11 protein-coding genes are annotated in these 12,743 nt (G+C 43.5%); 8 read left to right on the forward strand and 3 right to left on the reverse strand.

All coding sequences use genetic code 11. From position 1 onward, the window contains the following. From ACFOJ8_RS13045 to ACFOJ8_RS13080, 8 genes are all read left to right on the forward strand, one after another. The gene (locus ACFOJ8_RS13045; RefSeq protein ID WP_380655582.1) at positions 1-1,392 is read left to right on the forward strand and encodes a hypothetical protein; all 1,392 of its coding nucleotides are present in this window, start codon (positions 1-3) and stop codon (positions 1,390-1,392) included. A 34-nt stretch (positions 1,393-1,426) separates the two neighbouring features. Next, positions 1,427-2,038, forward strand: coding sequence for a sugar transferase (locus ACFOJ8_RS13050; protein ID WP_380655579.1), 612 nt, complete (start codon positions 1,427-1,429; stop codon positions 2,036-2,038). Positions 2,039-2,158: 120 nt separating this feature from the next. Further along, complete coding sequence (locus tag ACFOJ8_RS13055) at positions 2,159-3,313, forward strand: DegT/DnrJ/EryC1/StrS family aminotransferase (protein ID WP_380655576.1); 1,155 nt, start codon at positions 2,159-2,161, stop codon at positions 3,311-3,313. Between the two features lie 44 nt (positions 3,314-3,357). Beyond that, positions 3,358-4,362 carry a GNAT family N-acetyltransferase gene (locus tag ACFOJ8_RS13060; protein WP_380655574.1) on the forward strand — a complete coding sequence of 335 codons (1,005 nt, stop codon included), beginning with the start codon at positions 3,358-3,360 and terminating at the stop codon, positions 4,360-4,362. 104 nt (positions 4,363-4,466) lie between these two features. Then, on the forward strand, positions 4,467-5,036 hold the full coding sequence (locus ACFOJ8_RS13065) for a YdcF family protein (RefSeq protein WP_380655571.1): 570 nt from the start codon (positions 4,467-4,469) through the stop codon (positions 5,034-5,036). A gap of 198 nt (positions 5,037-5,234) precedes the next feature. After that, positions 5,235-6,041: a gluconate 2-dehydrogenase subunit 3 family protein gene (locus tag ACFOJ8_RS13070; RefSeq protein WP_380655569.1), complete on the forward strand. Its 807-nt coding sequence runs from the start codon at positions 5,235-5,237 to the stop codon at positions 6,039-6,041. Continuing rightward, complete coding sequence (locus ACFOJ8_RS13075) at positions 6,042-7,793, forward strand: GMC family oxidoreductase (protein WP_380655566.1); 1,752 nt, start codon at positions 6,042-6,044, stop codon at positions 7,791-7,793. A 150-nt stretch (positions 7,794-7,943) separates the two neighbouring features. Next, entirely contained in the window at positions 7,944-8,972 is a 1,029-nt protein-coding gene (locus tag ACFOJ8_RS13080) for a M42 family metallopeptidase (protein ID WP_380655563.1), read from the forward strand. 84 nt (positions 8,973-9,056) lie between these two features. Here ACFOJ8_RS13080 and tkt read toward each other — a convergent pair whose 3' ends face one another. The 3 genes from tkt to ACFOJ8_RS13095 are packed head-to-tail and all read right to left on the reverse strand — an operon-like array spanning position 9,057 to position 12,736. Further along, positions 9,057-11,045, reverse strand: a complete 1,989-nt coding sequence (gene tkt, locus ACFOJ8_RS13085) for a transketolase (RefSeq protein WP_380655561.1) — start codon at positions 11,043-11,045, stop codon at positions 9,057-9,059. 11 nt (positions 11,046-11,056) lie between these two features. Beyond that, complete coding sequence (locus ACFOJ8_RS13090; RefSeq protein WP_380655558.1) at positions 11,057-12,421, reverse strand: PTS ascorbate transporter subunit IIC; 1,365 nt, start codon at positions 12,419-12,421, stop codon at positions 11,057-11,059. A 27-nt stretch (positions 12,422-12,448) separates the two neighbouring features. Continuing rightward, positions 12,449-12,736 (reverse strand): PTS sugar transporter subunit IIB, encoded by a 288-nt coding sequence (locus ACFOJ8_RS13095; protein ID WP_380655553.1) that lies wholly within the window; start codon positions 12,734-12,736, stop codon positions 12,449-12,451. Positions 12,737-12,743 lie beyond the last annotated feature (7 nt).

Below are 12,743 nucleotides of genomic sequence, written 5' to 3' on the forward strand. Positions count from 1 at the left end.
GTGACAGCGATCAAATTGCGAAACAAGGTGATGAGAATGATCAGGAAATCTATAGATGCAGCAAGCCGTCGTATCTACTACAAATCGCCAGTGGTGATCCAACATGCACTGACGAGCGCTTACGGCTACAAACTCAAAAGAGAACGATATGGGGACAACTACTATAAAGCACTTGATATGTATACGAACAAAGAGAGTGACGATCACCAAGCACTCATAGATTTCATGCACCACTTGAAAACACATATTCCAGTCTATAAAAACATTGACGTAGATGAAGCAGATATTCTAAATAGCTTTCTAAAGTTACCGAAGACCACAAAATCGCAGTTAAGGTATGAACTCGATGCACGCTCTTACAAGAAAGGGCAAATTCGGTTCTCAGGTACCAGTGGAACAACCGGTGCCAGCCTCGCTGTATATGATTCAGAGTACGACCGTGCGAAAAGGATGGCATATCTGGATTACATTAAACGCCGCAATGGGGTCGAGCCATTCTCAAGGCGTGCGTCGTTCTCAGGCCAAGAACTAACACCACCAAATCATAGAAATCATCTATGGCGGTATAACTTGGCAATGAATCAACTATTATATGCATCTTATCATTTATCACCTAAAAATATTAGCGATGTCTATAAAAGTCTTGCACACTTCCGCCCCCTATCGATCGATGGATTTCCGTCTGCGATTCACATGGTCGCCAAATATATACTTGCCAACAACATCACAATCGACTGGCAGGTTGAAAGTATTTTTCCAAATGCTGAAACACTGCTTCCGCAGATGAAACGAGATATTGAACTAGCCTTCCATACAACGGTCGTTGACCAGTACGCGAGCGGAGAAGGCGCACCTTTTATATACAGTATCGCTGACGGGACCTACGAGCTTGGCAGAGAGACAGGGATTTTCGAATTCGAGAAAGTAGAGCGGAATATCTACGAAATGGTTGTCACCAGTCTGATTAACACGGCAACACCTATTGTGAGATACCGCATTGGAGATCATGTGGAAATACATTCAGATCGTCCGTACTTGAATTCTTTCTCTGACGACATACGCATCACACGCATTATCGGTAGGCAAGCGGATTACTTGCTCGGGAGTAATCATAACAGGGTGTCTAGCGTCGCTATGGCCCGTGTGGTCGAGGGGATAGAGGATAAGGTGAAAAGTTTCCAGTTCGTTCAAAAAGATCTGACGCATTTCATCGTCAATATGGTCATTGACCGTGGGTACGATGAAAAAACGGAGAGGCTGTTTACGAACAGAGTCCGTCGCAGGCTGGGTATCAACAACCATTACCAGTTCAACTACTTGGACAGCATGCCGCATGAGAAGAGTGGTAAAGTGCGATTTATTATTAATGAATTGGGTATCGACCACGCTTAAACCGAGTCTATTACTATAGGAGGTGATTTATCTGATGAAACGCCTATTTGATATCTTTGTCGCCAGTCTCTTACTCGTCTTGCTTTCCCCTTTGATGCTTGTAACTGCGCTTGTCGTCAGACGAAAGCTTGGCCGCCCAGTAATATTTAAACAAATACGGCCGGGTCTCAACGGCCAACCGTTCGCACTCTACAAATATAGAACTATGACGGATGCGCGAGATGAGAAAGGTGAATTATTGCCGGACGGCGCACGTCTGACACGGACAGGCCATCTGCTCCGTCAAGCAAGCCTAGATGAATTGCCGCAGTTGATCAATGTGTTAAAGGGGGAGCTGAGTCTAGTCGGTCCAAGGCCTTTATTGATGCAGTATCTACCGCTGTATAACACGTTTGAGATGAGACGCCACGAAGTAAAGCCTGGTATTACCGGCTGGGCTCAGGTGAATGGTCGAAATAGTCTCGCGTGGCAAGAAAAGTTTAAGATGGATGTCTGGTATGTGGAGCATCAGTCAGTATGGCTGGATATGAAGATTTTATATCGGACTGTACTGAAGGTTGTTAAGCGCGATGGAATCAGCCAAGAAGGTCAGAGCACAATGGAGGTATTTACGGGCAGCACACAAAAAATAGAGAAAAGTGCATAAACACCATAGAGAATGAAGCATATATCACTAGATGAAATTATCGTATCATCAGGCTTTGTCGGGAAGCCGAGATACGATCCAAAGGGTATGTAAATTCAATTAAGGGAGAGGTGACCGGGTATGTCTCAACGTAGAATCCTTTTGTCATCCCCGCATATGGGTGGTACAGAAAAGAAATATGTCGATGAAGCATTTGATACGAACTGGATTGCACCTTTAGGGAATAACGTCGATCAGTTTGAAGCATCAGTTAAAAATTTTACGGGAATTGAGGCGGCGTGCGCACTTTCAAGTGGAACATCTGCCATTCATCTTGCGCTGGATTTACTTGATGTCGGGGTGGGGGACATTGTCCTTTGTTCTTCACTTACGTTTGTTGCGAGCGCCAATCCAATTCTATATCTCGGTGGCACACCTGTTTTTATTGACTCTGAGATTGATAGTTGGAATATGTGCCCGAAATCTCTTGAGAAGGCACTGAAATACTATCGTATGCAAGGCAAGCAGCCAAAAGCGGTCGTGGTCGTCAATCTTTATGGCCAGTCTGCCCGGATGGATCAGATTGTTGAAATATGCAATCGATTCGATGTACCAATCATCGAAGACGCTGCGGAATCTCTCGGTGCTAAGTACCGGGGTCGGATGAGTGGAACCTTCGGCAAGTTTGGGGTCTATTCGTTTAACGGCAATAAAATCATTACAACTTCCGGAGGTGGCATGCTCATTTCAGACGACACAGTCAGTATCAGCAAAGCACTCCATAAGGCGACACAATCGAAAGAAGCCGCAAAGCACTACCAACATGAGAAAGTGGGATATAACTACCGGTTGAGCAACGTATGTGCAGGAATCGGACGAGGTCAGATGGAAGTGCTCGAAGAGAGAATAGAACAAAAAAGACGTATTTTCGATAAATACGTAGCAGGTCTCCAAGATGTGCCAGGTATCTCATTCATGCCTGAGATAGAAGGATCTTTTCACACAAGGTGGCTTTCCACCTTGACGCTTGATCCCGGGAAACTTGGTGTTACAGCAGAGGGATTGGTTGATTATCTTGCTGATCACAATATTGAGGCACGCCCTGTGTGGAAGCCACTTCACATGCAACCGCTCTTTAAGGAGTGTGAATACTTCACAGAAGGCCAAGACCACTCGAGATATCTGTTTGAGCATGGCATTTGTCTACCTTCAGATACCAAGATGACGGATGAAGAAATTAATAGGGTGATCAATTTAGTGAAAGCCCGCATCCTCACGCATAAGCTCCTCGCATAACAATGAAAGTATTTAAATTTCAATACCGGAGGGAGGGGGATGAAATGGGTCAGGACATCTATTTTACAAAAGCATATGCCGAAGTGAATGCGTTGATTGAAGCAGGTGAAGCCATTTTCATTGAACTCGACAATCAGTACGGCCACATCACGCATAGTGCCATTAAAAGAGAGATTGCCAATGAGATAGATGGGGTGAAGTATTACGATCTAATTACCCCTTATGGGTACGGCGGACCAATCATTCATCGATGTATAGATGAGGCGCGCCTAATAGAAAGTTATGAAGTCGCTTTGCACGAGTATTGCGAAGCAAACCGTATTGTATCGGAATTCGTTCGGTTCCATCCGCTTTTCCAGAACCAGGAGGCATTCAAGGATATTTATGATGTAAAATATTTAAGGCAGACGGTGGGCACGGATCTTAGACGGTTCGATAATACGTTCCAAAGCGAATTTAGTACAACAGCCAGGCGACGCATCAGAAATTTGATAAAGGAAGAGAAGTATTCTTGTGTGTTGGCTAAGGGTTTCGATGACATAGAAGATTTCATCAGTATATACAAAGAAACGATGGATCGACGTCACGCAACAGACTTCTATTATTTCAACAGAAACTATTTCTATGAATTGAAACGTAGATTCCGAAGTCAACTGGTCACAACGACGGTGTACTACCAAGGCGAGATTATCGCAATGGGGCTCTACTTCCTTTCAGGTAAAGTCGTCCACGATCATCTAAACGGTACGAAAGCCGAATATCTGCATCTCTCGCCTGCCTACCTTCTAAAATATACAATGATGAACTGGGCTAGCAAAAACGGTTTCGACGTCATTCACTACGGTGGTGGTGTCTCTAACGCACAAGATGACTCGGTACTCAAGTTCAAAAAAAGCTTCGCTAAAAATACGGACTTTGAATTCCATATCGGTAGTAGAATATGGAACCAGTCAGTGTATGAGGTATTGTGTAGAAACCGGGACATCGACAGCACATCGGGCTTTTTTCCAGCTTACCGTGCACCTGTCGAAAAGATCAAAGAGAGGTGAGGCAACTGGGCTGAACTTAGTAAGGCATGGCGCACAATTACATTCGTTTAATGGTCTTAGAGTTTCGAATCAGAATGGACGAGGCCGTCCGGCTAGGAGGTCCTATGAAAAAAAGAGTGGTCGTTGCAGTTAGTATATTCTGCATTCTACTGATGTTGATGGTGGTGTCGGTAATCGACAGTTTGGACCATAGCTACTCAGACGAACCGGTGGAAAGTGATCTCATCGTCATGCTTGGTGGTGATGCTGGCCGTATGGAAAAGGTAGCGGAACTTTATAAGGAAGGATATTCAAAACAAGTCCTTATCACGCCAGTCGTTGAATCAGAAGCATCGTCACAAAGTTCTGCACTCGCTATGGAATACGGTATCCCAAAAGATGCACTCATTCTCGATACAGAAGCTGAAAGCACCTACAGCAACGCTACTGTCACGATGGAAGTCATGGAGGAGCGGAACATGGACTCAGCGCTCGTCGTTACGAGCGATTACCATATAAAGCGTGCCAAATATATATTTGACCGGGTGAATGAGGGCAGGTTCAGTTTCAGATACATTGCTGCACTGGAGAATGGCAATAGATGGTATGAAGCGGATGGGGCTTTCTATGCATGGCGTACGGAGTACTTAAAGCTTTGGTGGTACAGGTTTGGGTTATACCACTTGACTGGTTGAACCACGCCGTTAAACCTCCTATTGAAGAAAAATAAATAAACCACCCCTTGGATTACGGTGCTGATTCTAAGGGGTGGTTTATTTAAAATGCTCGAGTAAATTATTTGAATTCGCTTTCATTTTATTTTGACAAATTTGTGAACAATCAATACACTGAAGTTAAGCACGATTATCAATTTAGGGAATAGGAGGGTAAATATGGGAAAAGATGATTGGGAAAGCAAAGAACACAAAGAGAAAAGATTCTCGCGTCGAGATTTTCTCAAAACTTCAGGAGTGGCAGCCGGGGGCATAGTCGGAGGTTCCTTGCTCGGTGGTCTTGTAGGTATGGAATATGGTTCCAATAACGATGCGGAGCAATCTGACACAGCCACAGAAGGGGAGACGGCAGAAAGCGAAGAAACAGAAGCACAGACATACGACGCACGTACGTTCTTCAGTCGCAGTGAAGACTTTGAAACATTGGCCGCTGCCACAGAAAGAATCTATCCGGAGGATGAAAATGGTCCGGGTGCAATCGCACTCGGTGTGCCTTATTTCATTGATAAGCAACTGTACGGATTTTGGGGTGCAAATGGTACAGACTATAAAATGGGTCCATTCCAGCCGATGACATCCGATACTCACGGACGACAAGAAAAACTAAATCGGGGAGATATGTTTCTACTCGGTATCAGACGCTTGCAGGAAGTCAGCCAGGAAGAACACGACGATGCATTTCAAAATTTGGATGAGGACACACAAGATGAGATACTGAGAATGTTTGAATCAGGTGATGTCGAAGTTCCAGGTATGCGTGCGCAAGCTTTCTTTACACTATTACGCAATACGACGATTGAGGGTGTCTATGCTGACCCGGCATATGGTGGAAATAAGGACATGCAAGGATGGAAGATGATAGAGTATCCAGGTCCTAGAATGGGGTGGACCAATGAGATTCAATCAGAGGAGTTTCAATCTCTGGAGCCCGAAAGTCTGAGATCATATCAAGGAGGAGGCGTTTAAATGGCAGAAGAACTCGAAAAGGTTGACGTTGTCGTTGTGGGCATGGGCTGGGCTGGCGGTATTATCGCAGCAGAACTCGCGAAGGCTGGTAGAAGTGTCGTCGGTTTGGAAAAAGGAAGCGACAAAAAGCGTAGTGATTTTATTGGTGTAAAGGATGAACTGCGGTTTGATAACCGGTACCATATCATGCAGAACTTGTCTGGAGATACAGTGACTTCAAGGAATGAAGTGGATGACACCGCTTTACCAATCAGAACCACGCAGGATATGCAGCTCGGTACGGATATCGGTGGTGCGAGTTTGCACTGGGCCGGGGCAACGTACCGATACTGGCCGTACGAATTTGAAATCAGAAGCCAGACAATCGATCGATATGGTGAGGATAAGATACCAGAAGACATGAATTTACAGGATTGGGGCATCTCTTACGAGGAGATGGAGCCGTACTACGAAAAGTGGGAATACATGGCCGGCATCTCTGGCGAACAAGATCCGCTTGCGCCAGAACGGAATCGGCCTTGGCCGAACCCGCCTCTTATGGAGACACCATCTTTAAAATTGTTCAAAGACGCGACAGCGAACCTCGGATTGCATCCCTTTCAAGTGGCTGCGGGGAACCTCTCTCAGAACTACGAAAACCCGGATGGTGAACAACTGAATGCATGCATGTATTGTTCATTCTGTACACGGGCCGGATGTGACTTTGCGGCAAAATCAGATCCACTCGCTACAGTCATCCCAACCGCTTTAAAGCAAGAGAGCTTTGAATTGAGAACCCGTGCGAACGTCCGCCGAGTACTTTACGATGAGGAGACGCAGGAAGCAATCGGTGTTATGTACGTTGATGAAACTACGGGTGAGGAATATGAACAGCCGGCTGATGTTGTTGTATTGGCAGCATTTGCTTTTACCAATAACCGGTTGCTGATGCTCTCAGGTATTGGCGATCAGTACGACCCAGAAACGCGTGAGGGAACATTGGGACGTAATTTCAATGGACAGTATAATTCTGCGTTTAATGGTACCCAAGGGTTATTCGAGAACGAACGTTTCAACCTTTATATGGGGGCTGGGGCCCTCGGTGCAGCAGTAAATGATTACGCAGCAGATAACTTTGATCATTCCGACCTCGACTTTATCGGCGGCGGTGCCATCGAACTACGTCAGTACGGTTTTGGAGCCATCTCAAGCAGTAACAACCGTCCAAGCGATACGCCAAGTTGGGGTAAACAATATAAAGCAGATTCACTGCATTATGCGTATAGAGCGCTGAGAATTTGGTACACCAACATTGCCATGTCATATTGGCACAATTATCTGGATTTGGATCCTACATACGTAGATGAATACGGGGATCCACTCCTTCGGGCAACCTATAAATTCGGTTCCCAGGAGCGCGCGATTGCACAATTCGGTGTCGAGCGGTGCCATGAGATCATGGAAGAAATGGGTGCTGACATTATACAGGATGATGAAGTGCCTGAAGAATTTAATCATGTATATTCCGGCGGTCACTATACAGGTGGCGTCGTAATGGGAGAAGACCCGGAGACCTCGGTCGTCAACAACTACTTGCAGATGTGGGACGTTGACAATCTCTTTGTCGTTGGTGGATCTGCATTTCCACAGTTCGGCGGTCATCACCCGACGCCAACGATCGGTGCACTGGCCTATAGAGCGGCAGAAGGTATTGAGGAATTTCTGGAAAACGGAGAACAGCTGGCTGTTGCGAAAGGTACACTAAGGGCTTAGATGTCAATAACTCTGGAGAACGTGCTCTCCAGAGTTATCTTTGTTTTAGTATGATATAATTTTAACGTTGTTGATTTTATAATTTGTTTACATAGGATTAGGAAAGAGGGGAGGGTATGAACAGATTTAAGTCTGTTCATACATACTAATATGTTTAAAAAAGAAGAAACCATTTCATTTTTGACAGAACTATTGTCGATTAACAGCCCATCGGGATATACGAAATATGCAATTGACTACGTAAGAGAAAGTCTTGAAGCAGCTGGGTACGAAACAGAAAAGACACCGAAAGGCAATTTGATGGTCAGTGTCAAAGGTAAGGACGCATCAGTTACCCGCGGACTTAGCGCACATGTAGATACACTCGGTCTTATGGTACGTTCCATCAACGATGACGGTACACTATCACTGACTAAACTTGGTGGACCACTCACCCCTACTCTAGATGGGGAGTACTGCGATGTGATTACTCGCGACGATAAAGTGTTCACCGGTACTATTTTATCTGAATCACCCTCGATTCATGTGTATAAAGATGCGGCGACGAAAGAGCGGGATATTGATAGCTTGGTGGTAAAGCTCGATGAACGCGTCAACAATAAAGAGGATGTAAAAAATCTTGGCATACAGAACGGAGATATCATCGCCTATGACCCAAAAGTTGTCGTAACGGAATCGGGCTTTATAAAATCTAGATTCCTCGACGATAAGGCATCTGTCGCCATTCTAGTCAGTGTGCTCAAAGCTCTGAAGGCAGAGAACATTGTTCCTGCTACAAATTTAAAGTTCATCTTCTCTACTTATGAAGAGGTGGGACATGGTGCTGCTTGGATCCCAAAAGAGATTACCGAATTGCTTGCGGTCGATATGGGCTGCATTGGACTGGATCTCGAATGTACGGAGTTTGATGTCTCCATCTGTGCGAAAGACTCCTCGGGACCTTATGATTACGACATGACAACTGATCTTATCAATAATGCGAAGAGTAAGAATTTAAACTACGCTGTTGATATTTATCCAATGTACGGCAGTGATGCATCTGCAGCACTTAGTGGAGGTGCAAACATTAAAGCAGCATTGATTGGTCCAGGTGTGGCAAGTAGTCATGGTATGGAGCGCACGCATACAGATGCGATTGAAAATACGTTTGAATTGATTAGAGCATATATAGAAAATTAAAACTTTAATTTTATGTATTTTAAAAAATCCGTGTACAGAAGTAGTTTATCTACACCTGTGCACGGATTTTTATAAAATTAGTTTTTAAAGATTTTTGTAGCGTCTAATAACGTTTTCAACTGTAAACCCCCGAGATTCTACTAAAGAGTCTCCCGCTCCAGATTCTCCGAATTCATCTATACTCATAATGTCGCCATCTTCAGTTGTATAGTGTTCCCAACCATATCTAGAACCGAGTTCGATTGATAGGCGCTTCTTTAGATTGGGTTGCAACACCGACTGTTTGTAGGACTCAGTTTGTATTTCAAATAGTTCCCATGATGGCATGCTAACCACGTTTACATAGATATTCTCATCAGCCAGCCTTTCCTGTGCCTCAAGTGCTAAGTGTACCTCTGACCCCGTAGCGATAAGTATGCCTTCAGCATTTTCCTTTTTTTCCAACACATATGCTCCTCTTATCGTTCCATCAATTATGAATTGATAGTTTTGTTTCAAGATGGGTACATCCTGTCTACCCAAAGCTAGCAGAGTGGGTGTTACGGTTGAGGAGGCACTGATTATCCAAGCACCAATTGTCTCAAAAGCATCGGCAGGCCTAATGACATTTATATTAGGCATTGCTCTAAATGAAAGTAGATGTTCTACAGGCTGATGTGTGGGACCATCTTGTCCTACAGCTACACTATCGTGGGTAAATATATAAGTTACTGGTAATTTCATCAGTGCAGAAAGTCGTATTGAAGGTCTAAGGTAATCGGAAAACACAAAAAATGTGCTGACATATGGTCTGAGATTACTTAACGCGAGGGCATTACCGATTGTTCCCATCGCAAACTCGCGCACTCCGAACTTGATATTTCTCCCTTTGAAATTATCCTCTTCATTAAAGTTACCAAACTTTTCGAGAGCTGTTTTGTTCGATTTGGAAAGGTCTGCGGACCCTCCGATTACTGCTAGGTTATTATCTGCCAAATGATTAATCAACTTACTCGAAGCTACTCGAGTCGACATTTTTTCTACATCGTCAAATAGCGTATATAGATTCTGTGTCTCAATATCAATGTCCTTGTGTATTATTCGTTCTAAAGAAGCAAAGTCTTCTGGATATTTCTCTTTGTATAGATCTAATTTTTTTGACCACACTTCTTCTTGCTCTTGACCTCTTTGATTGATATTTTTGAAGTTTTCATAAACTTCATTTGGAACATAAAACTCTTCATGATCCCATTCATAGAATTTTTTAGCCTTTCCTATGGCATCCGCACCTACGGGATCACTATGGGCATTGTGCGTACCTTGTATGTCGTCAACGCCAAAGCCAATAATATTTTTAACCTCAATAATGGTAGGACTTTCGTTTTCCTGTTTTGCTTTCGCTAATGCATCGGATACCGCTTCCAGGTCTTGCCCATCTTCGACAAAAAGATATTGCCAATTCATGCTTTCAAATCTTTTCCTCATATCTTCAGAAAAAGTCTCGTTGACATCGCCATCAAGGATTACATTGTTGGAATCGAAGAGAACAATCAGTTTTCCAAGTTTTAAGTGGCCAGCTATGGAGGCCGCTTCATAGGATACTCCTTCCATCAGGTCTCCATCTCCACATATACTGTAAGTGTAGTGATCAATAATATCCAAGTCTGGCTTGTTGAAGGTCTCACTTAAATATTTTTCAGACAGTGCAAGACCAACACTGTGACCAATCCCTTGTCCCAAGGGACCGGTAGTGACTTCAATACCTTCCGTATGACCGTACTCAGGGTGACCAGGTGTTTTACTTCCTATCTGTCTAAATCGCTTCAAATCATCTATTGTTAAATCGAAGCCACTTAAATGTAATAGTATATAATTTAAAATAGATCCATGGCCTGCGGATAGTACAAATCTATCTCTATCAAACCATTCTGGATTTTCGGGGTTTATACTAAGGTGATTCATCCATAGTTCATAGGCCATTGGTGCTGATCCAAGAGGCATTCCAAGATGACCGTGCTGAGCGGATTCGACACTATCCAATGCAAGTGTTCTAATGGTATCAATAGACAGTTTCGACACTTTATCCAATTTCATCCCTCCTGTTTTTACACATTATCGCTATTGATGGCTTTATTGCTAGATCTTTTCTGTAAGAGGATGCTTCCTACGAGTACGATCGCTAGAGTAGCAATTACACCAATTTCACCCAAGAACTTCGCGATATTGCCCAGTACGATACCTACGACTAGAAAATCAGTATCAGAAAACGTAGTACTAGCAGCTCCAAGTTCTCCTAGGTAAGGCAAGAACAACAAAGGTAAGAACGTAATGAGAACACCGTTTACGGCTGCTCCAATTACAGCACCTTTTACACCACCCGTAGCGTTTCCAAAAACACCTGCTGTTGCTCCGAGGAAAAAGTGTGGTACAACGCCTGGTAATATAACTACGCCACCTGTTATAAATAAGATAAACATACCGAGTACACCCGCAAGGAAGCTGACAAAGAAACCAATTAGAACTGCGTTAGGTGCATAAGGAAACACAATCGGCGCATCGAGAGCGGGCTTTGAGTTCGGTACCAACTTTTCAGAGATACCTTTAAATGCAGGGACAATTTCAGCAAGGATTAATCTCACGCCAGCCAAAATGATGAAAACACCCGCAGCGAAAGTCACACCTTGAATCACTGAAAATACAATATAGTTGGAACCACCGCTAAGTTCTGCCTCAACAAAAGTAGGTCCGGCAAACAACGCAGCGATGATGTATATAATTACCATTGTTAGTGAGATACTCACTGAGCTGTCCCTAAGAAAACTCAAGCCTTTTGGAAAGTTAATTTCCTCAGTGGATTTCGATTTTTTCTTGAATATAGACCCAATCGTAGAGGAAGCAACATAACTGATAGTTCCAAAGTGACCCATGGAAACTTGGTCGTTACCTGTAATCTTTCTCATAGTGGGTTGAGCTAGCGCAGGGAAAATCGCCATGATAATACCTAAAGAAATCGAGCCTACAACGATTAGAGGTACGCCACTCCAGTTACCTACTGTTAAAATAATTGCTAAGAAAGCGGCCATATAGAAAGTATGATGACCGGTTAAGAAGATGTATTTCAAATTTGTAAAGCGGGCAATAAGTATATTTGCAATCATACCGAAAATCATTATCAAAGCAGCAGTGGAACCGTATTCTTCCAGTGCTATGGAGATGATTGCTTCGTTATTTGGAACAACCCCTTGGACGCCGAAAGCTTGTTGGAACATGCTACCAAATGGTTCGAGTGAGCCTGAAACCACCCCTGCTCCTGCACTCAAGACAATGAAACCGAGAATTGTTTTTGTAGTGCCTTTAGTAACTTCTGACGAAGGCTTTTTTTGTATCAGTAAACCTATCAACGCAATCAGACCTACTAGTATAGCGGGTTGACTCAATATATCAACAATAGTAGACAGTATACTTCCCATTTATACTCCTCCTCGTTAAGTTTTATGCTAGAGTGATCCTTTTTCTTTCAAGTATTCTTCAATTTTGGATTTTAACTCTTCTTTATCTAAAATGTTATTTAAAATGATCTGTTCACCTAGCGGAGCCACATTGTCAGCTAAGTCTCTACCTGAGATAAATACATCGGCCATGTCAGAAGCAGCAGAACCCAAATCACAATGATCTACTTCGATAGAGCCGTCTTGTACTTCCAATTCCTTTAACACTTGTTGAACATTCATCTCTATCATGAAACTGCTACCAAGTCCTTGTCCACAAACCACTAAAAATTTCATACTCATT

It is taken from the genome of Salinicoccus sesuvii (genome assembly GCF_042648145.1).
GTDB classification, from domain to species: Bacteria; Bacillota; Bacilli; order Staphylococcales; family Salinicoccaceae; genus Salinicoccus; species Salinicoccus sesuvii.